General features: G+C 71.6%; 25 protein-coding genes. 15 read left to right on the plus strand and 10 right to left on the minus strand.

The window, feature by feature from the left end; genetic code table 11:
- The first annotated feature begins 173 nt into the window (after positions 1-173).
- Entirely contained in the window at positions 174-1,382 is a 1,209-nt protein-coding gene (coaE, locus tag BN12_RS02810; protein WP_048549931.1) for a dephospho-CoA kinase, read from the plus strand.
- Positions 1,383-1,412: 30 nt separating this feature from the next.
- Here coaE and BN12_RS02815 read toward each other — a convergent pair whose 3' ends face one another.
- The 4 genes from BN12_RS02815 to BN12_RS02830 form a co-directional block, all read right to left on the minus strand.
- The gene (locus BN12_RS02815) at positions 1,413-2,150 is read right to left on the minus strand and encodes an SDR family oxidoreductase (RefSeq protein WP_048549932.1); all 738 of its coding nucleotides are present in this window, start codon (positions 2,148-2,150) and stop codon (positions 1,413-1,415) included.
- Between the two features lie 118 nt (positions 2,151-2,268).
- Positions 2,269-2,826 (minus strand): type 1 glutamine amidotransferase domain-containing protein, encoded by a 558-nt coding sequence (locus tag BN12_RS02820; protein WP_048549933.1) that lies wholly within the window; start codon positions 2,824-2,826, stop codon positions 2,269-2,271.
- Between the two features lie 180 nt (positions 2,827-3,006).
- Positions 3,007-3,618 (minus strand): TetR/AcrR family transcriptional regulator, encoded by a 612-nt coding sequence (locus tag BN12_RS02825; protein ID WP_083454367.1) that lies wholly within the window; start codon positions 3,616-3,618, stop codon positions 3,007-3,009.
- Positions 3,615-5,210, minus strand: a complete 1,596-nt coding sequence (locus BN12_RS02830) for an MFS transporter (RefSeq protein ID WP_083454368.1) — start codon at positions 5,208-5,210, stop codon at positions 3,615-3,617. Before BN12_RS02830 ends, BN12_RS02825 begins: the two co-directional genes overlap by 4 nt.
- A gap of 135 nt (positions 5,211-5,345) precedes the next feature.
- Here BN12_RS02830 and BN12_RS02835 point away from each other — a divergent pair, with 135 nt between their 5' ends.
- Positions 5,346-6,011, plus strand: coding sequence for a class I SAM-dependent methyltransferase (locus tag BN12_RS02835; protein ID WP_048549934.1), 666 nt, complete (start codon positions 5,346-5,348; stop codon positions 6,009-6,011).
- On the opposite strand, the gene BN12_RS02840 is transcribed toward BN12_RS02835, so the two are convergent.
- Complete coding sequence (locus BN12_RS02840; protein ID WP_048549935.1) at positions 6,008-7,426, minus strand: MDR family MFS transporter; 1,419 nt, start codon at positions 7,424-7,426, stop codon at positions 6,008-6,010. The genes BN12_RS02835 and BN12_RS02840 overlap by 4 nt on opposite strands.
- A gap of 89 nt (positions 7,427-7,515) precedes the next feature.
- Between BN12_RS02840 and BN12_RS02845 the strand changes: the two genes are divergently transcribed.
- Entirely contained in the window at positions 7,516-8,115 is a 600-nt protein-coding gene (locus tag BN12_RS02845; RefSeq protein ID WP_048549936.1) for a TetR/AcrR family transcriptional regulator, read from the plus strand.
- Here BN12_RS02845 and BN12_RS02850 read toward each other — a convergent pair.
- The gene (locus BN12_RS02850) at positions 8,112-9,656 is read right to left on the minus strand and encodes an MFS transporter (RefSeq protein ID WP_048549937.1); all 1,545 of its coding nucleotides are present in this window, start codon (positions 9,654-9,656) and stop codon (positions 8,112-8,114) included. The genes BN12_RS02845 and BN12_RS02850 overlap by 4 nt on opposite strands.
- A 146-nt stretch (positions 9,657-9,802) precedes the next feature.
- On the opposite strand from BN12_RS02850, the gene BN12_RS02855 reads away from it, so the two are divergent.
- Positions 9,803-10,687: a sigma-70 family RNA polymerase sigma factor gene (locus tag BN12_RS02855; protein ID WP_048549938.1), complete on the plus strand. Its 885-nt coding sequence runs from the start codon at positions 9,803-9,805 to the stop codon at positions 10,685-10,687.
- 53 nt (positions 10,688-10,740) lie between these two features.
- Here the strand turns inward: BN12_RS02855 and BN12_RS02860 are convergent, their stop codons facing one another.
- Positions 10,741-13,479 (minus strand): LuxR C-terminal-related transcriptional regulator, encoded by a 2,739-nt coding sequence (locus BN12_RS02860; protein WP_048549939.1) that lies wholly within the window; start codon positions 13,477-13,479, stop codon positions 10,741-10,743.
- 150 nt (positions 13,480-13,629) lie between these two features.
- Here BN12_RS02860 and BN12_RS02865 point away from each other — a divergent pair, with 150 nt between their 5' ends.
- The 9 genes from BN12_RS02865 (at position 13,630) to BN12_RS02905 (ending at position 22,372) form a co-directional block, all read left to right on the plus strand.
- On the plus strand, positions 13,630-14,028 hold the full coding sequence (locus tag BN12_RS02865) for a WhiB family transcriptional regulator (protein WP_083454914.1): 399 nt from the start codon (positions 13,630-13,632) through the stop codon (positions 14,026-14,028).
- A complete protein-coding gene (locus tag BN12_RS02870) occupies positions 14,010-15,179 on the plus strand; it encodes an alpha/beta hydrolase (protein ID WP_200901128.1) in 1,170 nt (389 codons plus the stop codon). Before BN12_RS02865 ends, BN12_RS02870 begins: the two co-directional genes overlap by 19 nt.
- Before the next feature lie 91 nt (positions 15,180-15,270).
- Entirely contained in the window at positions 15,271-15,891 is a 621-nt protein-coding gene (locus BN12_RS02875) for an HAD family hydrolase (protein ID WP_048549941.1), read from the plus strand.
- Positions 15,892-15,956: 65 nt separating this feature from the next.
- Entirely contained in the window at positions 15,957-16,955 is a 999-nt protein-coding gene (locus BN12_RS02880; RefSeq protein ID WP_200901129.1) for a magnesium transporter CorA family protein, read from the plus strand.
- 52 nt (positions 16,956-17,007) lie between these two features.
- The gene (uvrB, locus tag BN12_RS02885; protein ID WP_048549942.1) at positions 17,008-19,110 is read left to right on the plus strand and encodes an excinuclease ABC subunit UvrB; all 2,103 of its coding nucleotides are present in this window, start codon (positions 17,008-17,010) and stop codon (positions 19,108-19,110) included.
- 34 nt (positions 19,111-19,144) lie between these two features.
- A complete protein-coding gene (locus tag BN12_RS02890; RefSeq protein WP_048549943.1) occupies positions 19,145-19,480 on the plus strand; it encodes an MmcQ/YjbR family DNA-binding protein in 336 nt (111 codons plus the stop codon).
- A gap of 70 nt (positions 19,481-19,550) precedes the next feature.
- Complete coding sequence (locus BN12_RS02895; protein WP_162233027.1) at positions 19,551-20,705, plus strand: AI-2E family transporter; 1,155 nt, start codon at positions 19,551-19,553, stop codon at positions 20,703-20,705.
- Entirely contained in the window at positions 20,702-21,643 is a 942-nt protein-coding gene (locus tag BN12_RS02900; RefSeq protein WP_048549944.1) for an HAD family hydrolase, read from the plus strand. Before BN12_RS02895 ends, BN12_RS02900 begins: the two co-directional genes overlap by 4 nt.
- Before the next feature lie 21 nt (positions 21,644-21,664).
- The gene (locus BN12_RS02905; RefSeq protein ID WP_048549945.1) at positions 21,665-22,372 is read left to right on the plus strand and encodes a ZIP family metal transporter; all 708 of its coding nucleotides are present in this window, start codon (positions 21,665-21,667) and stop codon (positions 22,370-22,372) included.
- A gap of 16 nt (positions 22,373-22,388) precedes the next feature.
- Here the strand turns inward: BN12_RS02905 and BN12_RS02910 are convergent, their stop codons facing one another.
- The 3 genes from BN12_RS02910 to BN12_RS02920 all read right to left on the minus strand — a co-directional run bounded on the left by BN12_RS02910 (position 22,389) and on the right by BN12_RS02920 (position 24,368).
- A complete protein-coding gene (locus BN12_RS02910) occupies positions 22,389-23,057 on the minus strand; it encodes a GAP family protein (protein ID WP_048549946.1) in 669 nt (222 codons plus the stop codon).
- A 24-nt stretch (positions 23,058-23,081) separates the two neighbouring features.
- Positions 23,082-23,573, minus strand: a complete 492-nt coding sequence (locus tag BN12_RS02915) for a DUF1269 domain-containing protein (protein ID WP_048549947.1) — start codon at positions 23,571-23,573, stop codon at positions 23,082-23,084.
- A 96-nt stretch (positions 23,574-23,669) separates the two neighbouring features.
- Positions 23,670-24,368, minus strand: coding sequence for a hypothetical protein (locus BN12_RS02920; RefSeq protein ID WP_048549948.1), 699 nt, complete (start codon positions 24,366-24,368; stop codon positions 23,670-23,672).
- Positions 24,369-24,490: 122 nt separating this feature from the next.
- On the opposite strand from BN12_RS02920, the gene BN12_RS02925 reads away from it, so the two are divergent.
- Together BN12_RS02925 and BN12_RS02930 are read left to right on the plus strand one after the other, a co-directional pair.
- Entirely contained in the window at positions 24,491-24,889 is a 399-nt protein-coding gene (locus BN12_RS02925; protein WP_048549949.1) for a DUF7144 family membrane protein, read from the plus strand.
- Positions 24,890-24,953: 64 nt separating this feature from the next.
- Positions 24,954-26,627, plus strand: coding sequence for a SulP family inorganic anion transporter (locus BN12_RS02930; RefSeq protein ID WP_048549950.1), 1,674 nt, complete (start codon positions 24,954-24,956; stop codon positions 26,625-26,627).
- Positions 26,628-26,640 lie beyond the last annotated feature (13 nt).

Here is a 26,640-nt window from a genome sequence, read left to right on the forward strand (position 1 = left end):
CCCGCCGAGGCGACCGTGACGGCGCCCGCGGCGGCGCTCGACGCGTGGCTGTGGCAGCGGGCCGACGACGCCGTCGTCGCCTGGACCGGCGACCCCGCGGCGCGGGCTCGGCTCGAGCGGGTCGTCCGCCAGCCGATCACCTGAGCCGCACGCCCGACGACTAGCCTCGAGCCATGGTGCGTGTGGGCCTCACCGGCGGGATCGGTGCCGGCAAGTCGACGGTGTCGGCCCGGCTCGCCGCGCGGGGCGCCGTCGTCGTCGACGCGGACCGGCTGGCGCGCGAGGTCGTGGAGCCGGGCTCGGAGGGCCTCGCCGCCGTCGTCGACCGCTTCGGTCCGGGCATCCTCACGGACGACGGAGCCCTCGACCGGCCGGCCCTCGGCCGGATCGTCTTCGCCGACGCCGACGCCGAGGCCCGCCGCGCGCTCGAGGCGATCACCCACCCGCGGATCGCCGCCCGCACGACGGAGCTGTTCGACGGGGCCGCGCCGGACGCCGTCGTCGTCCACGACGTCCCGCTCCTCGTCGAGAAGCGGATGGGCCCGGCATACCACCTCGTCGTCGTCGTCGGCGCGCACGAGGACATCCGGGCCGACCGGCTCCGGGCGACCCGGGGGATGTCCGAGGACGAGGCGAGAGCGCGCATCGGCGCCCAGGCGACCGACGCGGAGCGCCGCGCGGCCGCCGACGTGTGGCTCGACAACGACTCGACGCACGATGCCCTCGTCGCCTCCGTCGACGACCTCTGGGAGCACCGCCTGCTGCCGATGGAGGAGAACGTCCGGCTGGGCCGCCGGGCCGAGCGGTCGGCGCTCGAGGTCGTCGAGGCCGATCCGCGCTGGGCCGCCGCGGGCGAGCGCCTCGTCGCGCGGCTCCGGCACGTCCTCGGCGACGACGCCGTGACCGTCGACCACGTCGGGTCGACGAGCGTGCCCGGGCTCGTCGCCAAGGACGTCATCGACGTGCAGGTCGGGGTCCGCGGCCTCGCCGACGCGGACGGAGAGCGGTTCGTCGAGGCGATGGCGCGCGCCGGGTTCGTCCGCGTCGACGGCGTGACGCAAGACCGGGGCAAGGACGGCCGGCCGTGGCCGAAGCGGTTCCATGCGAGCACCGACCCGGGGCGCGCGGCGAACATCCACGTCCGGGCCGTCGGCTCGCTGGGCTGGGAGTGGGCGCTCCGCTTCCGGGACTGGCTGCGGGCCGACCCGACGGCGCGCGAGGAGTATGCGACGACCAAACGTGCCCTCGCGGCGCGGTTCCCGGCGACCGGTGCGTATGCCGAGGCCAAGGAGCCGTGGTTCGACGCCGCCCACCCGCGAGCCCTGGCCTGGGCCGGGGAGCACGGCTGGCAGGCGCGCGTCGAGACACCCCGGTCGAGCTGAGCGACCGCGCCGGCCACGCGGGCGCCGTTCTCATCCGGCGAGCCACTCGTCGAAGGTCGTCGCTCCGCGTGGGCCGTCGGAGTCCGGGAGGAGCCCTCCGGCTCGCATGGCGCGCCCCGCCCTGCCCGGCATCCGGACCGGCACGATCCGCCGGCCGAGCCCCTTGGCCGCGTTGACCCGTCGGGCCAGGTCGAGGAGGTCGAGGACCGCCGGCCCGGCGAGGTCCGGGACCCGACCCGAGGGACCGGACTCGACCTGGTCGAGGAGCGTCGCGGCGACGTCGGCGGCGGCGACCGGCTGGTCGGGGAAGCGGGGGACGAGGGACACCGGTCCGATGGCGGCGAACCGGAGTGCCTGCTCGACGAACTCGTAGAACTGGGTGGCCCGCAGGATCGTGCACGGGACGGGCCCCGACTCGACGACGTGCTCCTGGGCGAGCTTGGCCTGGTAGTAGCCCATGGACACCCGGTCGATCCCGACGATGGACAGCGCGAGGTGGTGCCCGACCCCCGCGCGCCGCTCGGCCTCCTGGAGGGTCCGCGTCACCGTCTCGAAGAAGGCGGTGGCCTTCGTCCGGGACTGGCTGGCGATGTTCGTCACGTCGACGACCGTGGCGACGTCGACGAGCCGGTCCTCCAGGCCGCTTCCGGTCGTGAGGTCCACACCCTCCGAGCGGGCGAGGACCACGGGCTCGTGCCCACGCGCCCGGGCCTCCCGCACGACGTGCTGTCCGATGGCGCCGGTGCCGCCGGCGACGGCGATCCTCATGCTGTCACTCCTCCCGTGTCCGGGTGACCCGTCCGGCCCGGACGGGGTCATCCCCTCACAGGATGGACGAGACGACGCCGGCAGGTGTGACATCTGGGCCGAGGACGCCGGCCCGCCGTCAGCCCGTCGTCAGCGCGTCGGCGATGGCGGGCACGAAGGCCTTGAGGTCCGCGGGGCTGCGCGAGGTGACGAGGGTCCAGCCGTTCGCCGGGCAGGTGGCGACCTCGGTGTCCTCCCACGTCCCGCCGGCGTTGACGATGTCGGTCCGCACCGAGGCATACGACGTGAGGGTCTTCCCGTCGAGCAGCCCCGCCTCGACGAGCAGCCAGGGGCCGTGGCAGATGGCCGCGACGACCTTGCCGGCGTCGGCGAAGCTCCGGGCGAGGTCGACCGCGCCGTCCTGCAGCCGCAGCTGGTCGGCGTTGATCGTGCCGCCCGGGACGAGGAGGGCGTCGTAGGAGGCGGCCTCGACACCGTCGAGGGTCCGGTCCGGGGTGACCGTCTCGCCGGGGTCCTTGTCGCCGACGAGGGTCACGACGGGTGCGTCCTCGACCGCGGCGACGTCGATGGCGGCTCCCTGCTCGCGCAGCTCGCGGACGGGGACGAGGAGCTCGTCCTGCTCGACGCCGTAGTTCGAGACGAGAGTGAGGATGGTCCTGCCGGACAGGTCGGTCATGCGTGCCTCCTGGGAGTCGGGTCAGAGGGCTCCGGCCGCGCTCGCGGGAGCGCCGGCGGGCCACTGTGCTGGACCACGCGAGGCCGGCGGACGGACGCTCCGCCCGGCCCTCTCCCTCCACCCTACGGCGGCCGGAGCCCGTCCGGGACTCGAGGGCGGCCCGGGTGGCACAGGCCCGGCTCAGGCCGGTGGGTGGAGCAGACCGGAGAGCGTCCCGATCGCCTCCTCGAAGCGGCGCACGGCCTCCTCACGGGTCGCCGGCGGCTCGATGTCGCCGGGTCCGTCGTCCTGGAGGAACGGCGCGACGAGGCCCCCGAGGAGCGCGCCGCCGAAGACCTGGACGGTGGGGTCGGTGGCGGGTCGGCCGAGGCGCTGGCCGACGGCCTCGACGACGAGCCGCATGGGCCGGATGAACTCCTCGAGCAGGCCGCGGCGCAGCTCGGGCACCGACCGGATGAGGCGGTTGCGTCGGATCTCGCGCTCCCACTCCTCGTCGCTCAGCGACTCCATCGTCCGGCGCAGTCCGTGGGCGAGCGCCTGGAGCGGGTCCAGCTCGGCAGGCGCTGCGACCATCTCCTCGAAGGTCCGTTCGTCCATGATGTCGGCGACAACCGCCTCGTCCTTGTTCCGGAAGTACCGGAAGAAGGTGCTCGGCGAGACCTCGGCGGCGGCGGCGATCTGCTCGACGGTCGTCGCGGCATACCCCTGCTCCTCGATGAGGCCCATCGCGTGCCGCTGGATGTCCCTGCGGGTGCGTTCCTTCTTGCGTTCTCGCAGGCCGGGTGGGGTCATGTCGTCGATTGTGGGGTAAGCGACGCCTCGGCCGGACCTGACACGGCCGTCCCCTTCTCCGCCGGGCGGGGGTTCGGCAGCTTCCAGACGGTGAGGACGAGTCCGGCGAGCGCGAGACCGAAGGTGACCCACATCTGGGTGCGCAGGCCGGTGAGGAAGGCCGCTCGCGCCGACGTGGCGAGCGCGGTGTCGCCCAGTCGCGCGGCGACCGTGAGGGCTCCGGCGAGGGAGTCGCGGACGGCGTCGGCGGCCTGCGCCGGCAGGCCGGAGACGTCGACATGGGCCCGGTAGGAGGCGTTGAGCACCGACCCCAGGGCGGCGATGCCGAGGACGCTGCTCAGCTGGCGCATCACCTGGACGAGGGCGCCCCCGGAGGCGGACCGCTCCGGAGAGAGCGTGTCGATGGCGAGGTTCTGGCCGGTGATGAGGACGAGCCCGAAGCCCGCTCCGAAGATCGTGAGCCACAGCGTGAGACGGTCCCCGCCGCTCGACACGGTCGTGCGTGCGCCGAGCCACGAGCCGGCGACGAGGAGGACGAAGCCCACCGCCATGGGGGGACGGGGGCCGACGACCGGGACGAGACGCACTGCGAGCGGGAAGCCGACGAGGATGCCGCCGATGAGCGGCAGGAGCCGGACCCCGGTCTGGAAGGCGTCCGTGCCGAGGATCCCGTGGAGGTAGATGGGTGTCGTGAAGAGGGCGACGAAGCCGACGAGGCTGACCGCGCTCGCCGCGAGGGCACCCCAGCGGAACTCGGGGATCCGCAGGAGGTCCGCGTCGAGGAGGGGCTCCACCCGGCCGGCGGCCCGGACGCGCCGCTCCCACCAGAGGAAGCCGACGAGTGCCGCCGCCCCACCGAGGATCGATCCCCCGACGGTCAGGCTGCGCCAGCCGCTCGTGGGGCCCTCGATGAGTCCGTAGGTCAGGCCGACGAGCCCGGCGGCCGACACGATGATCCCGACGACGTCGATGGGTGCACGGGCCGGCAGGCTCTCCCGCGGCAGGAGCCACCACGACGCGACGAGGGCGGCGCACGCGACGGGCACGTTGACGACGAAGACCGACCCCCACCAGAAGTGACGGAGCAGCTCACCGCCGACGATCGGCCCGAGTGGCATCCCCACCATCGTCGAGACCCCGAGCACGGCGAGCGCCTTCGTCCGCTCCTCCGGCTCGAAGAGGACGACGAGGAGGGAGAAGGTGAGCGGGATGAGCATCGCCGCCCCGAGTCCCATGAACGCCCTGGCGGCGATGAGCGACCCGGGGCCTCCCGCATACGCACACCAGGCCGATCCGACGGCGAAGACGACGAGGGCGCCGAGCATGAGGGGCCGGCGGCCGAGGCGGTCGCCGAGCATACCGGCGGGGAGGAGGAGGGAGGCGAGGACGAGGAGGTAGGCGTCGGCGAACCACTGGAGCTGGCTCGTCGACGCGCCGAGGTCCTGTGACAGCGTCGGGAGCGCGACGTTGAGGACGGTCGTGTCGAGCCCGATGACGAGCATGGCGAGGGCCGTGAGGGCGAGGATCCGCCATCGGCGGTGACGGGTGGGGCCGGGGACGGTGACGTGGGTGGCGGTGGACGGCGTCGGCATGGTCTTCACTCCTTTACGAGAGCGACTCGCGAATAGGAGTCTATCGCAAATACGAGTGACTGTCAGACTGTTCGTGTCGGGTCGCGACGTCCCACCCGTTGCCGTGCCCGGGATCGTGGAGGAGAGTCGGGGACCATGCAGGACGGCGAGGGGATGGCCAAGGCGCTCGGGGGGACCGCTGCGACGGGTGGCAGTCCGACGGGCTGGTTCGACGAGCTGTATGCGCGGGCCGAGTCCGGCGAGGTCGACGTGCCCTGGGACCGCGGCGAGCCGCATCCCCTCCTCGTGACGTGGCTCGGCGACCGACGCCTCGACGGGGTTCGCACCGTCGTCCCGGGGACGGGCACGGGATGGGATGCCGAGCTGCTCGCCTCCCGCGGTGCGGACGTCGTCGCCTTCGACGTCTCTCCGGTCGCCGTCGCGGCGGTCCAGCGGACCCATCCGAGGTCGACCGTCGCCTATGTCGTCTCCGACCTCCTGCAGCTGTCACCGGCCTGGTCGGGGGCGTTCGACCTCGTCGTCGAGGCGATGACGGTCCAGTCGATGCCCCGCCGGGTCCGCCGGGAGGCCACCGCCGCCGTCTGCCGGCTCGCCGGTCCCGGAGCCACCCTCCTGCTCATCGGCGGCCGTCACCCCGCGGGAGGCTCGCTCGAGGCCGGGCCACCGTGGCGGCTCACCGAGGGCGAGCTCGCGTCGTTCGAGGCGGAGGGGCTGCACCGGGTCGGCGTCCTCGAGTCGTCGACCGACGAGGTCGTGCGCTATCTCGTCGAGCTGCGGCGGCGGGGGGAGCGCGAGGCCTAGACCCTCGGCCGCGGGAGACGGCGGCGATGACGAGCCTGGCGGGTGGACGGGAGGAAGAGGGTGGGGATGACGGCGAGCAGGGCGAAGGCTGCGATCAACCAGAACGTGTGCGTGAAGGCCAGTGCCTGCTGTGGCGCCGGGTGGGTGGTGAGCTGGTGTTGCAGGACGATCGCGATCACGGCGGCGCCGAACGCGCCGCCGAGTTGCTGCACGATGCGGATCACGCTGCTCGCGTGGGGCAGCTGGTCCGTCGTCAGGTCGGTGAACGCGCCGACCATGACTCCCATGTTCGCGGAGCTGATCCCGAAGCCGAGCACGACGAGGATCCCCGACAGCAGCAGGACGGGTGTGTGCTGGCCGGCGAAGGAGAACGCCAGGGCGGCTCCGGCGGTCAGGGCGAGGCTGGCGACGATGACGGGCCGGGGACCGGTGTGGTCGGCGAGGGCTCCGACGGGCCGGGCGATGAGACTCCCGAGCCCTTGGGGGGCGAGCAGCAGGCCCGTGGCGATGACGGTTTGACCTCGCAGCTCCTGGAAGAAGAGCGGCAGCAGGAGCAGGGAGCCGAACAGGGCCAGGCCGGAGGCGAAGAGGAGGACGCAGGAGGCGGTGAAGGACCGGGTGCGGAGCAGCCGCAGGTCGATCAACGGGTCGGTGGTATGCAGCGCGTGAGCGACGAACGCGGCCGACAGCAGCGCCCCGGCGGCCACCGGGGCGATGACCCGGGCGTGCGCGAAGCCGCCTTGGTCACCGACCTGGGTCAACCCGTAGGTCATCGCGGCCAGCGCGGGGCAGAGCAGCAGGAGCCCGGGCCAGTCCAGACGGGGTGCCCGCCCAGGCCGGTCGGCGGGCACGGCACGCCACGCCAACAGGAACGCGGCGACGCAGAGGGGGACGTTGACGGAGAAGATCCACCGCCAGCTCAGATGGCCCAGGATCAGGCCGCCGATCACCGGGCCGAGGATCGGCCCGAGCAGGGCCGGCAGGGTGATCACCGCGATGAGCTTCCCGACCCGCCGGCCACCAGCGGCCTGCATGATCATCGTGACCATGACCGGCATCATCAGCCCGGCGGCGAAGCCCTGCACCACCCGGAAGACGATCAACGAGCCGATGCTCCAGGCGTTCGCACTGAGCACCGACCCGAGGAGGAACACCACCAGCGCCGTCAGCCAGATGCGCCTGCCGCCATACCGCGCGTGCGCCCACCCGGTGACCGGCACCGCCACCACGAGAGCCAGCAGGTAGGCGCTGGCGACCCACTGCACCGTCGCCAACGACGCGTCCAGGTCGCCGGCCAGGGTGCGCAGCGCCACGTTGACGATCGTGGAGTCCAGGAGCGGGGCCATCGCCCCGAGGACGAGCACGCCGGCGAGCTTGAGGACGGCCGGGTCCAACCGGCCCGAGGACTGTTTCATCGGAACCTCTCTTCGTTAGAGACGATGCGTCTCTAACGCGAGAGATAGTATCACTCCCAAGAGACGCGGAGTCTCTCCAAGGAGGCGCGATGCCCACACCCGTCCGACCGCCCCGCCGGCACGGCGCCGAGCTGGAGCGCGCGCTGCTGCAGGCCGCCCGGGAGGAGCTGGCCGCCGTCGGCTACGCCAACCTGACGATGGAAGGCGTCGCCGCCCGCGCGCATACCGGCAAACAGGTGCTGTATCGGCGCTGGCACAGCCGGGCGGACCTGGTCATCGCGGCCGTCCGCGCCCAGACCGGCTCGATCGCCGACCACGTGCCCGACACCGGCACCCTGCGCGGCGATGTCCTCGGCGTCCTGGCCTGGGCTGCGAGGCGATGGCACGACTTCGGCCCGGACACGATTCATGGTGTGCTGGCCGACCTGCCCGACCTCGACCCACGCACCTTCGTGATGATGGAGGACGTCATGACGACGATCCTGAAGCGAGCGGCCGCGCGGGGCGAGATCGCCACCGCCGACCTCGAGCCCCGCGTGGTCACCCTGCCCTCCACCCTGATCCGCCACGAGATGCTCCTGACCACGACGCCCGTCACCGAGCAGACCTGCATCGACATCGTGGACCACGTGTTCCTCCCCCTCGTCCACGCGGTCGCCGGCCCTGCCCGGGGTCGGCCACCCGGCTAGGAGCCGCGGCGCAGGCCGAGGATCGCGATCGCGGCAGCCACCGCGAGGCAGCCGGCGCCGCATCCGACGGCCAGGTGATAGCCGTGCGCGAACGACTGGGCCGCGGGGTGCCGGTAGGCCGGCCCGAGCGCGCGAACCACGGCGTCGATCCGCGCCCCGGCGACCTGGTGCGCCTGGGCGTGGGCCGCTGCCTGTTCGGCGACGGAGAGGTGGGCCGTCCTCGCGCTCCAGTCGGCGATGGTGGCGCTCACCCCGACCGTCCCCAGGACGGCGAGCCCGACCGAGGTGCCTATCTGGCGGGACGCGTTGAGCACCGCTGACGCCGCGCCGGAGACGCCGGCCGGCACGTCGCGCATCGCACAGTGCGTGAGCGCCGGCACCAGCATCCCGAACCCCGCACCCGAGAGCACGTACCCGACGGCTGTCAGCGCGAACGGCGAGGTGGGGCCGGCACTGGCCAGTGCCGCGATGCCGACGGCGCCGATCGCGCACCCGCTGCTGACGAGCGCGACCGGGGTGAACCGGCGTTCGAGGCGGCCCGCCAGCTGCGCGAGGAGCAGGAACGGTGCGTTCATGCACAGCCAGGACAGTCCGGTCCGCAGCACCGACCACCCGACCACGTCCTGGTACAGGAGGCTGACATAGAACAGGGTGGCGCTGAAGGTCATGTAGCTGAGCAGGTAGACCGTCGCCGCGACCCTGAAGCTGCGCGCCCGGAGCAGCCGCGCCGGTACCATCGCGTCCGGGGTGTGGCGCTGCCAGAGGGCGAACGCCACCAGAAGGCCGATCCCGAGGACGAGCGGCACGGACACCATCGCGGAGTCCCAGGGATGGGACGCGGCCTCGATGAGGCCGAGCGTGGCGCCCACCAGGCCGGCAGCGCTGAGCAGCACCCCGAGGACATCGAGACGTCGCGAGTGCGGGTTCCGCGACTCGCGCACCACCAGCGCGGTGCCGACGATCCCGGCGACGCCGAAGGGCACGTTCACCCAGAACACCGACGCCCAGCCGAAGGAGGTGAGCAGCACGCCTCCCGCGGCCGGTCCGACGCCGAAGCCGGTTCCGCCCACCGCGGCCCAGGTGCCGATCGCACCCGCCCTGCTCGCCGCCGGGAACGTCTCGGTGATGATCGACAGTGTCAAGGCGAGCATGGCCGCGCCGCCGACCCCCTGGACGGCTCGGGCCACGACGAGCTGCATCGGCGTCCGCGCGATCGCACAGGCGATGGAGCCCAGGGTGAACACGCTCATTCCGGCCAGGAACACCCGCTTGCGACCGTAGTGGTCGCCGAGGGCTCCGCCCACCGGGATGAGCGCGGCCAGACTCAGCGCATACGCGCCGATCACCCACTCCAGCCCACCGGTGCCCATCCCCAGACCGTCCTGGATGCGCGGCAGGGCGACGTTCACGACGGTCACGTCCAGCTGGATCATGAAGGTCGCGACGCACATGAGCAGCAGCGTCCAGCGCCGGAACCGACCGGGCGGATCGTCCAGCCGGCGACGTGACCGGCCGGGTGCGGCTGGCATGAACACGCTCATGGAGCTCTCCTCGTAGCGGTGATGCACCGACCACGGGGTCGGGTCGGCGCGCCGGCACCATCCACGCGGTCGCCTCGAGGGGCGTGTTGTTCGCGTGTCGATGGTTGCCTACTGTGTTGACGGGCGCCGACCGACGAAGGGGACCAGTGAGCGATCTGGATGCGTTGGCCGAGCGCTTCGAGCCCCATCGCGGGCATCTGCGCGCGGTCGCGTACCGGATGCTCGGCTCGGCGAACGATGCCGAGGATGCGGTCCAGGAGTCGTGGTTCCGTCTGACGCGCAGCGATCCCGCCGAGGTGCGCAACCTCGGCGCCTGGCTCACCACCGTCGTGTCCCGGGTATGCCTGGACCTGCTCCGCGCCCGCGCCGGGCGACGCGAGGACCTCGTCGCCGGGCATCAGCCCGACGAGCACCCGGACGTGTCCGCCGCGGGCCGACCTGAGCAGGAAGCCGAGTTGGTCGACGAGGTCGGAAGGGCGCTGTTGGTCGTCCTCGACAGACTCTCGCCCCCCGAGCGCATCGCCTTCGTGCTGCACGACATGTTCGCCGTGCCCTTCGACGAGATCGCCCCGGTGCTCGGCCGCAGTCCGCAGACCACCAAGAAGCTTGGCAGCCGGGCCCGGCTCAAGGTGCGCGGCACTCCCGCGGTCGGTACCGCCGAACTCGCTCGTCACCGCCGGACCGTCGAGACGTTCCTCACGGCGTCCCGAGCCGGCGACATCGAGGCGATCCTGGCGGTGCTGGACCCGGACGTCGTCCGCCGCGCCGACCTCGTCGCGATGCCGCCCGGCCGTCCGGCCCGCGTCCAGGGCGCGCGGGTCGTGGCCGAGGAGATCGCGGTGTTCGGGACACGCTCCCGCCACGCCGCGACCGCCCTGGTCGACGGCGATGTCGGAATCGTGGTTGCTCCGAACGGGCGCCTGCAACTCGTGCTCGTCGTCGAGTACGCCGGAGACGTGATCACCGGTTACGAGCTGGTCGCCGACCCGACCCGCCTCGCGACACTCGAGCTGGCCGACCTGCCGACCTGAGTCGGCGAGCCGACTCGAGTCCGGGACCCCACGTGCCCCTCAGGACACGTCGGTCAGGAGATGAGGTGCAACTCGCGGGCGCGGGCGGCGGCTTCGGTGCGGTTGGTCACGGCAAGCTTCAGCAGGATGTGGCTGACATGCTTCTTGACGGTGTCGAGGGTCACCACGAGCGCATCGGCGATGGCCTGGTTGGAGCTGCCGGCAGCCATCAGCTCGAGTACCTCGAGCTCCCGATCCGTCAACGCCTCGATCATGCCGGGCAGCGGGGCCCGCGATCGTTCCTCGTGGTCACCGGCGAACGCGTGATGCAGATCGGCGAGGTATCCGGTCGGGAGGCGCCCGGACGCCTCGCTGCGCCGTTGCGCGCCGATGAGCCGGGTCAGCAGCTCGGCCATCGGTCGGCCTTCGTCGACGAAGACCCTGATGTAGTGCGCGGGATGGGCGTACCCGAGGGCGTCGGTGAGCGCCTCGACGGCGGCGGCGTCGTCACCGCGGGCTGCCAACGCGAGCGCGCGCAGGGCGCCGGTCTCGATGACGCTGGCGATGCGGCCCTGACCCAGAGCCGCGGCATACAGCCGCTCGAGCAGCGCGAGTGCCTGGTCGGGCTGCTGCCGGGCGAGCAGCACTCGTGCGAGCACGACCTGGCCCGGTTCTCGTGGATAGTCGGGCTCGTCCTCCGCGTCGAGCCCGGACTCGCGGGCCCAGCGCGCGGCCGCGGCCACGTCCCCCTGCAGGAGGAGCAGTCGTGCGCGCTGCGCAGGGACCGGGTTGAACAGGCCAGGAGGGCCCAACGACAGGTGCTCGGCCTCGTGCATCGCGTCGAGTGCGCCGTCCGGGTCTCCACGAGCCTGCCGCACGAACGCCATCGTCGTCAGACATGCGGCGAGTGGCGGGGCATAGACGAACTGACGACACACGGCGATGCCGGTGGCGGCGTGCTCACGCGCGGCGTCGAGGTCGTTGCGCTGGTAGGACACGTCCGCCAACCCGGCGTAGGCCGGGCCGGCCGACGGAAGCGGGGACCGGCCGGGCGGCACAGTGAGTCGTAGGGCATCGGCACAGGTCTGGGCCGCGGCGTCGAGATCACCCCGGGCGCATTGGATCCGGGCCAGCGAGTAGCCACCCCACGCCGCATGGGTGAGCTCGCCAGCCGCGCGCCACCGAGCGACGCCGGCCGCGAACCTGCGCTCGGCGTGCCCGAGGCGTCCTCGCATCCACTCGGCGACCGCCTGGAACCCCTCGACGGTCGAGGCCAGCATCACCTCGTCGTCACGGACGAGCGCTGCAGCACGCGCGGCATACGTGCGGGTGCCCTCGACGTCGTTGCGGAACTGGGCGATGTAGCTGCGTTGCAGCTCGATCACCGCGGGCACGTTCACCAGGAGGCTCGACGCCCGCCCCACGGCAGGCTCGAACGGCTCATCGGTCTGAGCGAGCGACTCACGCTCGGCCGCGTCGATCAGCGGCAGCATGGACTCGATGTCACCGCGCATACCGGCCATCTGCGACTGGGCCAGCAGCAATCGCGGTCGCCGCCTCGTCAGCTCCTCGGGCAGCGCCGGTAGCCAGCGGTGGATGGTGGCCTCCTCCCCGCGCAGATTGAACACGCCGTCGAAGTGTCGCTCGATGAGGCGGGCGGCCCGAGTCGTCTCACGCGCAGCCAGTGCGTGCTGGATCGCCTCGTCGGCCAGTCCACGCTGTTCGTACCAGCCGGCCGCGGCCCGGTGTATCTCCAGAGCCCGATCCGGTCGACGGTGCATCAGTCGAGTGCGCAGCACCTCGGCGAACAGGTGGTGGTAGCGCCACCAGCCACGCACCTCATCCAGCGGCATCAGGAACAGCCCGGATCGTTCGAGCCGCTCCAGGAGGGCTTGGCTGTCCGTGCGGCCGGTGACGGCATCGCACAGCGGCCCGCTGACCCGTTCCAGCAGCGCCGTCTCCAGCAAGAAGCTGCGCACCCGCTCGCTCTGGCGTTCCAACACCTCCTCGGTCAGGTAGTCCAGGATGTACCGGTGGCTGCCGGTGAACGCCGCCACGAAGCTCTGGACGTCCTCGTGGCCGCGCAGCGACAGGGCGGCCAACTGCAGCCCGGCCGCCCACCCCTCCGTGCGTGCCGTCAAGGCGGCCACGGCGGTCTGCGGAAGCGTCGTCACCGTGCAGCGCAACAGCGCCGCGGCCTCGTCGGTGGTGAAGCGCAGGTCGGCCGCGCGCAGCTCGGTGAGCTCGCCGCGCGCCCGCAACCGGGCCAGCGCCACGGGCGGATCGCTGCGACTGGCCAGCACCAGTCGCAGGTGCGGCGGGCGATGCTCGAGCAGGAACTCGATGCCCGCATGGACCTGCGACGAGTCGATCAGGTGGTAGTCGTCGAGGACAAGACGCATCTGCGCGCTGGTGGGCGGTGTCGCGAGCTCGTTGACCAGCGCCGTCACGACCGGCTCGAACGACCGTGGCGTCGGAGGCCCGAGCATCGGATCCAGCCGGTCGCCAAGGCGGGGACGTACCGCGCTCAACGCGGCCGAGACGTGCCGCCAGAAGCGGACCGGATCGTTGTCCCCGACGTCCAGCGACAGCCACGCGGCCTGCTCCGCACCGCGGACCCAGTCGGCCAGCAAGGTGGTCTTGCCATAGCCGGCCGGCGCGCAGACTGCCACGACGCCGCTCTCGTCGAGCCTGTCGATGAGGCGCGACCGCGTCACCGAGCCCGCTCGCGTCGCCGGTGCGTGCAGCTTGGTGGCGAGCAGCGTATCCCGCTCGGCAGTACCAGCCAGGATCACGCCCGTCGGCTCAGGCATCACAGATCCACGTGCTCATCACTCCAACGCGTCAACGCTATACCTCCTGCGGCGCATCGACGTTCCACCACGGTTGGCACCATCGAGTGATGCGGGAACGGGGTGCCGATACGTAGCGTGCACGCATTCGGACCGACGCAGGGAGACCTCATGAACAGCGTGCTCGCACCTGCAACCGCACCAGATGTCGTGATCGACCCGCTGGTGCGCTGCGCACCGATCCACCTGCCGTGTCAGACCCACGACGCGGACCTGTGGTTCGCCGACGACCCGGCCGGGCTGGAGGCGGCCAAGGCCCTCTGCGGCGACTGCCCGGCGCGACTGGGGTGCCTGCTCGGCGCGCTGCACCGGCGGGAGCCGGCCGGGGTCTGGGGTGGGCAGATCTTCGACGGCGGCGCGATCCTCAGGGTCAAGCGCCCCCGTGGTCGCCCACGCAAGCACCCCCGGGACCCGGGATGCTCCGGGGCCGGGTCGCCCGAGGTCCTCCTCGGCCTGCAGGAACGCGTCGACAGGTGCCTCCGTGAGGAATCGTGGTCGGCTATCTCGTGAGCGTCGTCATCCTGGCGGTGCCGACGGCTCTGGCGCTGGCTCCGATGCGTGGCTCGTGGACCAGAGGCCAGCTGAGCTGGCGCCTGGGGTTCCAGATCAACGAGCTGCCGTTCGTCGCCGCGGCCTGGCTCCTCGCCTCGACGGCCCTCGCGATCTGGGACGGCAACCTCGCGACACCCGTGGGTGCGACAGCGGCCGGCCTGGCCACGTCGGTGCTGGCGGGCCTGACGCTGATCGCCGTCCGCGGTGCGCACGCCGGCCGCGCGATATCGGAGGCGCTGGAGGGCGGGCTCGGTGCCGACTGGCCGTCCCACCTGTCGCCGGAGCTGGCGCGAGGTCTGCGTCGCCGCCGGCCGTGGCTTCGGATCGTCGTGGCGCCCCTCGGCCTGCGACGACGTGACGTCGTCCATGAGCGCAACCTCGGGTACGGGCCGGAGGGCCGGCAGAACCTGCTCGACTGCTACCGTCCCCGCGGTGCGACGAAGGGTCCCTGCCTCGTCTACTTCCACGGGGGCGGGTATCGCAGCGGAGCCAAGAACCGCGAGGCGCGCGCGCTGCTCTATCGTCTCGCCAGCGAGGGCTGGTTGTGCGTGAGCGCGAACTACCGGTACGGGCCGGGGGCACGATGGCCCGACCAGCTCGTCGACGCGCACCGGGCCATCGCCTGGACGCGCACGACCGCCTCCGAACACGGTCACTCCGACGCGGACGTCTTCGTCGCCGGCAGCTCTGCCGGCGCCCATCTCGCGTCGATGGCGGCGCTCACCGCACGGTACGAGCCCGGGCGGCCCGACACACGAGTCGCGGGAGCGATCTGCCTGTACGGCTTCTACGGCACGCCGAACTGGATCGACCGCGACCCCACTGCGCCGTGCGCCCCGATCGACCTCATCGACTCCGACACCGTCCCGTTCTTCATCGCTCACGGCACGCTGGACTCCTTCGTCCCGGTCAGCGAGGCGCGTCGGTTCGTCGAACGACTGCGGCGAACCTCCCGGCAGCCGGTGGTGTATGCCGAACTCCCCGGCGGTCAGCACACCTTCGACCTCTACCGCTCGATGCGCTTCGAGGCCGTGGTCGACGGCATCGAGGCGGCCACCGCCTGGATTCGCTCCTCCCACGCGAGCCCGCCGCCCGCTCGGCCCGACTGAGGCGCCGACGTGGCGGTCGACCGGGTCCTGGTCGGCTCCGCCGTCGCGGGTGGCCGGCCCCCGGGAAACCCGGCGTCGTTAGGCTCGCGAGATGGCCCGGAGGAGACCCGTCGTGTTCGACATCGGCAACGTCCTCGTCCGGTGGGACCCCGGTCCGGCGATCGCGACGGCGGTGGGGAGCCGGCGGGCCGAGGCCTTCCTCGCCGACGAGGCCTTCGGCTTCGCGGGCTGGAACCACGCGATGGACGAGGGGAGGGGACCGACGTGGGCGGAGGCGGAACGCGACGCGATGCGGAGGTTTCCCCACTATGCCGAGGAGATCGTGGCATACCGGCGGAACTTCACCACGTCCCTCGTCGGCGCCGTCGACGGGACCGCGGAGATCGTCCATGAGCTGCACCGCGGCGAGGTGCCGCTCTATGCGCTGACGAACTGGTCCGCGGAGCTCTGGCACCACGCTCCGGAGCGCTTCGAGGTCCTCCACCTGTTCGACGACATCATCGTGTCCGGGGTCGAGGGTGTGGCGAAGCCGGACCCGAGGATCTGGGAGGTCCTCGCCGACCGGATGGGGCGTGGCGTCGCGGGCGTGACGTTCGTCGACGACTCGCCCCGCAACGTCGAGTCGGCACTCGCCGCGGGCATGGACGCGATCCTGTTCACCGGCGCGGTCGACCTGCGCGCGGCGCTCCGGGCCCGGGGCCACGCGCTGTAGCGGCGGACGTGCCCGCACCGCGGTCGGTGGCGGGCCGGTCGAGCGTGACGGCATACCATGCACCCGTGGCGAACGGCGTCCAATGGGTGGACTCGGGCACGGGTGAGGCACGACGCCTCGAGGAGTCGGAGATTCCGGACGTCCTCGGTCGCGACGACGGGTGGCTGTGGCTCGACGTCCCGGAGCCGGACGACACGGTTGCACGGCTGCTCACCGAGACGTTGGGCATCCACCCCAAGGCGGTCGCCGACGGCCTCACGAGGAACCACATCGCCCGGCTGCACCACTATCACGACGGGCTCTACCTGGCCCTCCACCGGCCGTTGCCGGGGGAGGCCGGCCACGTCCACTACCTCGAGCTCGACCTCTACATCGCCCCCGGCTACCTCGTGACGGTCCACGGGCCGCGCAACCCGATCGTCGACGTCGAGACCCTGCTCGTCGAGACCGACGAGGTCCGGCAGCGCCTCATCGCGGGCCGGCTCCGGCCCCGGACCCCCATGGCGCTGGCCTACGCCCTCGTCTCCGCTCTCACGAACGCCGAGGAGCGGATCGTCAACACCTTCGCGCAGGAGGTCGGGCTCCTCGAGCAGCGGGTCATGCGGCAGGCCGACGAGGAGAATCCGCAGGACTTCCTCGACGAGCTCTTTACGGTCCGCCACACCCTCCTCACCGTGCGGACGATGGCCGCCCAGGGCGCGGAGGTCATGGGCCGGGCGGCCAACCTGATGACCGACCTCGACGCCGACGACCAGCGGCGCCTCCGCGACATCTACGACCAGTACCGCCGCCTCGACCGCGTCACCGGGAGCCAGCTGGAGTTCCTCGAGGGTGTCACGGCGTTCTACCGGGCCCGCACCGACACCCGGATGACGATCGCCGCCGAGCGGCTCGCCGTCATCGCCGCCGTCACCCTGCCCGTCGCCGCCATCTCCGGCGTCATGGGGATGAACGTCATCGTCAACGCCTCGACCCACTGGACCCTCCTCATCTCGCTCCTCGTCGTCATGGGCTGCCTGTCCGGCTGGCTCCTGCGGTGGGCCCACCGCCAGGGCTGGTGGTGAGCGGCCCGGCCGTCGGGAATGCGGTGTCGGAGGTCGGACTTACCCTCTTGGTATGCGACCTGTCACCGACCTGAAGCGCCGTGTCGCCCCGTTCGAGGTGATCTCGGAGTTCGAGCCTGCCGGCGACCAGCCCGAGGCGATCGCCGAGCTCGCCCGGCGGGTCACCGCCGGTGACACGGACGTCGTCCTCCTCGGTGCGACGGGCACCGGCAAGTCGGCGACGACCGCGTGGCTCATCGAGAAGGTCCAGCGCCCGACGCTGGTCCTCGCGCCGAACAAGACGCTCGCGGCGCAGCTGGCCAACGAGTTCCGCGAGCTGCTGCCCCACAACGCCGTCGAGTACTTCGTGTCCTACTACGACTACTACCAGCCCGAGGCATACATCCCGCAGACGGACACCTACATCGAGAAGGACTCCTCGATCAACGACGAGGTCGAGCGGCTGCGGCACAGCGCGACGAACTCGCTCCTCACCCGCCGTGACGTCATCGTCGTCGCGTCCGTGTCGTGCATCTACGGCCTCGGCACGCCCCAGGAGTACGTCGACCGCATGGTGCCCCTGCGCGTCGGGGACGAGGTCGACCGCGACGACCTGCTGCGCAAGTTCGTCCACATGCAGTACACCCGCAACGACCTGGCCTTCACACGCGGCACGTTCCGGGTGCGCGGCGACACCGTCGAGATCATCCCCGTGTACGAGGAGATGGCGCTGCGGATCGAGTTCTTCGGCGACGAGATCGAGCGGCTCTACACGCTGCACCCCGTGACCGGCGAGGTCGTGCGGGAGGAGGACGAGATGTACGTCTTCCCCGCGTCGCACTACGTCGCCGGGCCGCAGCGGATGGAGCGTGCCATCGCCGGCATCGAGAAGGAGCTGGAGGAGCAGCTCGCGCTCTTCGAGAAGCAGGGCAAGCTCCTCGAGGCGCAGCGGCTGCGGATGCGGACGACCTACGACATCGAGATGATGCGGCAGGTCGGGTCGTGCTCCGGCATCGAGAACTACTCGATGCACATCGACGGCCGCAGCCGGGGCTCGGCGCCCAACTGCCTCCTCGACTACTTCCCCGAGGACTTCCTCCTCGTCATCGACGAGTCGCACCAGACCGTCCCGCAGATCGGGGCCATGTACGAAGGCGACATGTCCCGCAAGCGGATGCTCGTCGAGCACGGCTTCCGGCTGCCGAGCGCCATGGACAACCGGCCGCTGAAGTGGGAGGAGTTCCTCGACCGGATCGGACAGACCGTCTACCTGTCGGCGACCCCGGGTGACTACGAGGTCGCCAAGAGCAACGGCGTCGTCGAGCAGGTCATCCGGCCGACCGGCCTCGTCGACCCCGAGGTCGTCCTCAAGCCGACGAAGGGCCAGATCGACGACCTGCTCCACGAGATCCACGAGCGGACCGCCCGCAAGGAGCGCGTCCTCGTCACGACGCTGACGAAGAAGATGGCCGAGGACCTCACCGACTACCTCCTCGACAAGGGCGTCGCCGTCCGCTACCTCCACAGCGAGGTCGACACGCTGCGTCGCGTCGAGCTGCTCCGCGAGCTGCGGCTCGGCGAGTTCGACGTCCTCGTCGGCATCAACCTCCTCCGGGAGGGGCTCGACCTGCCCGAGGTGTCCCTCGTCAGCATCCTCGACGCCGACAAGGAGGGCTTCCTCCGCTCGACGCGCTCCCTGATCCAGACGATCGGCCGCGCCGCCCGCAACGTCTCCGGCCAGGTCCACATGTATGCCGACCAGGTCACCCCGTCGATGGCCGACGCCATCGAGGAGACGCAGCGCCGGCGCGAGAAGCAGATCGCCTACAACCGGGCGAAGGGGGTCGACCCCCAGCCGCTGCGCAAGCGGATCGCCGACATCACCGACATGCTCCAGCGCGAGGACGCCGACACGGCGACCCTGCTCGGCTCGGGCCGCTCCCAGTCCCGGGGCAAGGGCCGCGGCGGGCGCGGCGCGCTGAACGCCGACACGGCCGTCGCGACCGACACGGTGAAGGCGCTGCCGGCGAGCGACCTGGCCAACCTCATCCAGGAGCTCACCGACCAGATGCATCAGGCCGCCCACGACCTCCACTTCGAGCTCGCGGCCCGGCTCCGCGACGAGATCTCGGAGCTGAAGAAGGAGCTGCGCCAGATGTCGGCGGCGACCGGATGACCACGCTGAGACCGGACCGCAGGACGGTGAGGCCATGACGCCCGAGGAGCTCTCCGCATACTGCCTCGCCAAGTCCGGCGCCTGGCCGGACACCCCGTGGGAGGGCGACCGGGTCGCGAAGGTCGCCGACAAGATCTTCGCCTTCCTCGGGCAGGACACCGTCGGGCTGAAGTGCGGAGCGACCCGCGACGAGGCCGACGAGTGGCTGCGGGCCTACCCCGACGACGTGACGGTCATGGCCTACATCGGGCGCAGCGGCTGGAACACCCTGCGCATCGGCGGGACGATCCCCGACGACGAGCTGCGGGAGGCCATCGACACGTCGTACGAGACCGTCGTCGCCAAGCTGCCGAGGTCGCGCCGACCCTGACCGCTCGGGGAGGCCGGGTCCTCCACCGAGGGTGAGGCGCGCGCCGGGCCGGGCGCCTACCGTCGAACCCGTGACCGAGCCCTCGCCGCGCGACGGCGGCCGCATCGTGCCCGCCCTGCCCCGCGAGTCCATCATCGTCGTGACCTTCGCGGCGATCCTCGGGTCGGCGCTCGCCGTACGGGAGTTCTCCGGCATCGTCGCGCCCGTCCTGCTGGCCCTGGTCCTCGTCATCGCCGTCCAGCCGCTGCGTGACGCGGTCGTCCGCCGAGGGCTGCCGGCTTGGGCCGCCACCCTCGTCCAGTTGGTCGCGGTGTATGCGATCGTCGTCGGGTTCTGGCTGTCCCTCGTCGTCGTGGGGGCTCGCTTCGCCGCCCTGCTCGGGTCCTACGAGCCGCAGTTCGAGGACTTCATCGACAACCTCGGCGAGGAACTGGAGAAGCTCGGCGTCGGCGCGGACCAGGTGCACTCGCTGCTCGGCTCGCTCGACCTCGGCAAGCTCGTCGGCATCGCGACGAACCTCATCGGCGGGGTCGCCGGCATGCTGAGCAGCATCTTCTTCATCGTCATCCTGCTGTTCTTCGCGGCGACCGACGCGGGGACGTTCGCCCGGCGGCTCACCGCCCTTCCCGAGGGCGGCACCCGGATGGCCCAGGCGTGCGGCATCTTCGCCCAGGGCACCCGCTCCTACCTCGGGGTCTCCACCGTCTTCGGCCTCGCCGTCGCCCTCGTCGACGTCGGCATGCTCTACGCCCTCGACATCCGCGACCCGTGGCTGTGGGGGCTGCTCGCGTTCCTCACCAACTACATTCCCAACGTCGGCTTCATCATCGGCCTCGTCCCCCCGAGCATCATCGCCCTCCTCGACCACGGAGTGGGTGACGCCGTCGCCGTCGTGGCCGGCTACTCCATCATCAACTTCGTGCTGCAGACCCTCGTCCAACCGCGAGTTGTCGGCGTGGCGGTCGGGCTGTCAGGGAGCGTGTCCTTCCTCTCCCTCGTCGTCTGGACGGCGATCCTCGGGGGTGCCGGGGCCATCCTCGCCGTTCCGCTGACGATCTTCGTCAAGGCGATGCTCGTCGACGTCAACCCCGACCGGCAGTGGGTCGGCGGCCTGCTGTCCGGCGGCGACCCGGCCCCGCGCACGCGGGGCCGGCGAGACAGGCGGAAGAAGACCCGGGACTCCGAGCGCGCCTCGGAGCCCGCCGAGCAGGAAGGCTCAGCATGAGCGACACCGACGACCTCCTCCTGTCCTCGTGGCGGGACACCCCGACCCGGGCCGCGCTCGTCGAGTTCGTCGAGCGGGTGACAGGCGACGGTCCCGACGCGATCCCACCCGAGGAACGGATCGCCACCTTCGACAACGACGGCACCCTGTGGTGTGAGAAGCCACTGCCGATCCAGCTGTCCTACATCCTGGGCCGGCTGGCCGGGATGGCGACGGAGGACCCGACACTGCGTGAGCGGCAACCGTGGAAGGCGGCCTACGAGCACGACAACGCCTGGTTGGGCGGGGTCGTGGCGAAGCACTACGCCGGCGACGACAGCGACGTCAAGGTGCTCATGCGGGGCATCCTCGCCTCGGTCGGCGGGGTCGCCGTCGACGACTACGCCCAGGGTGCCGCGGACTTCGTCAATGGCACGCTGCACCCCACCCTGGGCCGCAGCTTCCGCGACTGCGCCTACCTGCGCATGGTCGAGCTGCTGCGCTACCTCGAGGCGAACGGCTTCACGACGTTCATCGCCTCCGGTGGCGACCGCGACTTCATGCGGCCCTTCGCCTCGGACGTCTACGGCATACCGCCGGAGCGAATCATCGGGAGCTCGAACGCGCTGCGCTACGACGCGGACAGCGACGTCCTCGCCTACCTCGCCGAGCCCGATGTGTTCGACGACGGGCCGGTCAAGCCGATCCGGATCTGGAGCCGCACCGGCCGACGGCCGATCGTCGCCGGAGGAAACTCGAACGGCGACATCCCGATGCTCCAGTTCGCCGGCGGCGGCCGTCCGGCGCTGCGGCTCCTCGTCCTCCACGATGACGCGGAGCGGGAGTTCGACTATACGACGGGGTCCGAGACGGCTCTGGGGCGCGCGGCGGACGACGACTGGACGGTCGTGAGCATCAAGGACGACTGGTCCACCGTCTTCGCCGACCGGTCGGCATGACCGGGACGCGGCGGGCCTGACATGGGCGTCTCCCTCTGGTGGGGCGCGGTCGCCGCCTCCTCGCTCATCCTCGGAGCCTGGCTCGGGGTCCTGCGGCCGTGGCCGGAGAAGGCGATCGGTCTCGTCCTCGGGTTCGGTGCGGGAGCTCTCATCGCGAGCATCTCCTTCGAGCTGGCAGGGGAGGGCTTCCAGGTCGGCGGGCCGTGGCCGCTGGCGCTCGGCCTGACCGCTGGCGCGCTCGCCTTCTTCTTCGCCGATCGCGCGGTGGAGCGTTGGGGTGCTCGACGGGCCGGTGGCGGTGCGGGTCTGCCGCTGGCGCTCGGGGCACTGCTCGACGGCATTCCGGAGCAGGCGGTGCTCGGCATCGGCTTCGCGCAAGGAGAGGGTGTCAGCCTCGCCCTGCTCGTCGCCATCTTCGTGTCCAACCTCCCGGAGTCGGTCGGGTCGTCGACGCAGATGGTGGGCGGCGGCACTCCGCGCCGGACGGTGCTCGCCCTGTGGCTCGTCGTGACCGGCGTCTGCGCTCTCGCGACGACTGGTGGGTATGCCGCGGCGCGGGTGACGGCCGAGCGGTTCGAGGGTGCGGTCGACGGGTTCGCCGCCGGGGCGCTCCTCGTCATGCTCGTCGCGTCGATGGTCCCCGAGGCCAAGGAACGAGGCGGCAATGCCGCCGGGCTCGCGACGGTCCTCGGGTTCGCCGTCGCCGCGGGTCTCTCCGTGCCCTCCTGACCGACGCGCCCGGTGGTCAGAGGCTCGCGAGGCCGTCGCCGAGGATCTTCACTCCGAGGACGAGCATGAGGACGGCCATGATCACCGCGTTGTTGTCGATCATCCACGTCTTGATGCGGTCCAACGGCTGGGCCGCCCGGTCGCCCATCGAGACGTAGATGCCGTAGGGGATCGCGACACCGAGGCTCGCCACGACGGTGAAGACGACCATCGCGACGACGCGGTCGCTCGTCGACATCGTCGCCGCCGCGATGGCCGCGCCACCCGACACGACGAGGAGGAGGTTCTTGGGGTTCACGGCCCCGAGGGCGAAGGCGAGGCCGGCCGCCTTGACCGGCGTGAAGGAGTCGATGCTGGCCATCCAGGTGGGCGTCGTGACGGTGGCGCCCTTCGCCGGTCGTCTCCGCCACCCTCTGACGCCGACGAGGAGCAGCAGGAGGCCGAGGACGATCTTCAGCCAGCCGACCCAGGCCGGCGTCGAGGAGTCGTCGGTGGTCGCCGCGCCCGCGAGGAGTGCGACGACCGTCCCGACGACGAACACCCCGACGACCCAGCCGAGGAGGAATGCCAGTCCGTTGGACCGCGCCCGCCGGCTCACGAGCATCAGCACGAGCGCCACGATCGGCATCGGGCTGACGAGCACGCCGACTGCGATGGGGAGGGACTGGCCGATCGCCGCACCCATGTCAGATGACGAGGCCGTGAGGAGTCAGGCGTCCATCGCCTCGCGGAGCTTCTGCTCCTGCTCGGTCGAGAGGTTGGTCGCGATGAGCTCGGGCTTGAGGCCCGCGTCGGCGAAGGCACTCTTGACCCGGTCCTCGACGGCGCCCGAGGTCATCGCGAAGAGCGCCGACGTGCCGGGAGTCACCTTGGCCTTGACCGACGCGATGAAGTCGTCGTCGATGCCGACGTCGCCCATCGAGCCCATGAGGGCACCCGCGGCCGCGCCGACGGCTGCCCCGAGGAGCGGCACGAAGAAGAGCAGGCCGAAGAGCAGGCCCCAGAACGTTCCGCCGAGCGCACCGGCGGCCGTGAGGTTGTTGGCCTGCTTGGTCTTCGGGCCCTTCTTGCCCTCCTCCCACGCGACGATCGCCGCGTCGTGGACCTGGATGAGCTCCTGCTTCTGAAGGGTGACGAGCAGGTCTTCGGCCTGCTGTGCACCCCCCGTGGAGTCGAACTTCCAGACGGACAGGGTGGCCATGACATCTCCTAGGGACGTGGACATCTCGCCCGTCCATCTAGCCACAGGGGACCGGTCGGGCCGTCACCCCGACAGGGTGAAGTGTGACGCCCGCCGTCAGGCCTCGGCGAACCGGTGGGCCACGCGGCGGAAGAGGATGACGGCGGACACGGCGCCGACCCAGATGGGCAGGACGAGGACGACGGCTCGGACGTAGCTCAGGGCGACCATCAGGACGAGCGCCGCGACGTAGCTGACGAGCGCGAACCACCGGGGGAAGAGGCCGGCGCGCATCGCCCGGGTCGTCGTGGCGATCATGAAGACGGCCGCGATGCGCAGCCCGTAGATCATCAGCATCGCCTGCCCGAATGCCGTCATCGTTCCCGAGAGCGCCGGGTCGACGACTGCATCGTCGCCGGCGAGCCGCACCGATGCCACGCTCGCGACGGCTGCGGCCGCGGCGACGTAGAACGACGCGACGAAGAGGATGCCGGTCGAGAGCTGCACCGTCGCGAGGAGGGCGTCCTCGCGCAGGGTGAGCTGGCTGATCCGGTGGCGCGTCGCGGCGAGGAACCAGATGAAGCAGATGCCGGCGAACGGCACGAGATAGCCGCCCGCGAGGAGGATGGCGGTCCCACCGGCGCCGGAGTAGAAGGCCGTGAGGTCGGCGGCGGACTGGTCGACCTGATAGTCGAGGAGGTAGAAGCCCCAGACGAACAGGACGGCGAAGAGGACGCCGGCGAGCGCGGCGCCTGATCCCTGGATCCGGCGGCGCCTCGGTGCTCCCGGCTTCTGCTCGACCGCGCGCAGCGCCACAGGACGACCGTACCGGCGACCGACGCCCAGGGCTCACCCTGCGGGGATGATTCGCTCGCGCCGCACCGTGGTGATGCTGGCGTCGTAGGCATCATCGACGTACGTCTCGGGAGGGATGCACCGTGAGCCCCGCATCGACCTCGACGAAGGTCCGCGCCTGGACGACCCTGTTCGCCGCCGTCCTGCTCCTCGTCGTCGGGTTGTTCCAGTTCCTCCAGGGTCTGGTCGCCGTCGTCGACGGGACGGACTTCTTCGTCGCGACCCCGCGCTACCTGTTCCGGTTCGATGCCTCGACCTGGGGCTGGATCCATATCGTCCTTGGCATCGTCGCCTTCGTCGTCGGTGTGCTCCTGCTCGCCGGGAACACCGCCGGCCGGTTCGCCGCCGTCGTCATCGCCGGGTTCCAGGCGGTCGTGAACTTCGTCTGGCTGCCCGTGTACCCCATCTGGGGCATCATCATCATCGCGATCGACGTCCTCATCATCTGGTCGGTCTGCACGGTCCGCCTCGACGAGGTGTGACCGGGCTGCGAGCCTGGTGGATTTCACCCCTCCGGGATGACGGGGGTGCAGGTACGTTCGAGCCGTGACGACCGAGGTGCGGGCGGACCGGTGGTGGCCACGGGCCTACCAGCCGTCGTGGCTGCGGTTCGACCTCGTCGCGGGGCTCACGGCGGCGGCGGTCGTCATCCCACAGGCCATGGCATACGCCGCGATCGCCGGCCTGCCCGTCGAGGTCGGCCTCTACAGCGCCTCGGTGCCGATGGTCGCGTATGCCCTGGCCGGCACGTCGCGTCCGCTGAGCGTCAGCGTCACCTCGTCGATCGCCGCGGTGACGGCGACGGCGATCGCCGGCACACCGGACCCCCGCGCCGCGGCCGCGGCGCTCGCCGTCTTCTCGGGTCTCTTCCTCGTCCTGGGCTACCTCTTCAGGCTCGGGTTCGTCGCCGAGCTCATCTCCGCACCCGTGCTCACGGGGTTCAAGGTCGGTGTCGGGGTGTCCATCGCGATCGGTCAGCTCCATGCCCTCCTCGGGGTGGACAAGGAGGGCAGCCACCTCGTCACCCAGCTCTGGGACGCGGTCGTGGCCCTTCCCCACGCGAGTGTCGCGACGATGGCCCTCGCCGCGGCCTGCATCGCCGTCCTCCTCGGGCTCAAGCGGCTCGTGCCCGCGGTTCCCGGACCGCTCGTCGTCGTCGTGCTCACCATCGCGGCCACCGTGCTCCTCCGCCTCGACGACCACGGCATCGCCCTCGTCGGCCAGGTGCCCTCCGGCTTCCCGACTCCCCAGCTGCCGGCGATCGGGAAGAACCTAGACCTGGTGCTGCCCGGCCTCGGCGTCGCCCTCATCGCCTTCGTGGAGTCGATCGCGGCCGCGCGGGCGTTCCAGGCCAAGGACGACCCGCCCGTCCAGGCGACTCGGGAGATGGGAGCCCTCGGGCTGGCCAACGTCGTCTCCTCGCTGCTGCGCGGCATGCCGGCCGGCGGCGGGATGTCGCAGACGGCCATCGCCGACGGTGCCGGAGCGAAGAGCCCGCTCACCGGGATGGTCGGTGCCGCAACGGTCGTGGTGACGCTCCTGTTCCTCGCCCCCGTCTTCAGCGACCTCCCCGAGGCCGCCCTCGGTGCCCTCGTCTTCGTCGCGGCCATCGGGCTCGTCGACCTCGGCAAGGTCGGTCGCATCCTGCGGACGAACCGACGCGACGGACTCCTCACCATCGGCGCGGCCCTCGGGGTCGCGTCGATGGGGGCGCTCGACGGCATCGTCGTCGCCGTCCTCATCAGCGTCCTCACCCTGCTCTACGAGACGAGCCGCCGGCCCGTCGAGACGATCACCGCCGTCCCGCGGCGCGCGCCGCAGACAGGGCCGGTGCCGGAGGGCCTGCTCGTCCTGCGCCCGGGCAGCGACATCTACTTCGCCAACGTGCAGCGGGTGCGCCGGGACATCGACGCCATCGTCGCGGCCGCCCCGGTCCGACCTCGGGTCGTCCTCTTCGACGTCCCGGACGTGTCGATGTTCGAGTACACCGCCCACGAGGGGCTCCGGCAGATGGTGGACGACCTGCTCGCGCAGGGGATCGAGGTCTGGGAGGTCGAGCCGCGCCCGGACGCGAGGGAGGCGGCCCTCCGGTACCGCCGTCACCACGGCGGCGGCCCGCCCCCGCGATCGTTCCCCGACCTGCCCGCCGCCGTCGCCACCTACCGAGCGGAGCATCCGCAGGTCGTCGACCCGCCGGTGACGCAGGGGGAGGAGGGCTAGTGCAGAGACCGAC

Source organism: Nostocoides japonicum T1-X7 (assembly GCF_001046855.1).
GTDB classification, from domain to species: Bacteria; Actinomycetota; Actinomycetes; order Actinomycetales; family Dermatophilaceae; genus Nostocoides; species Nostocoides japonicum.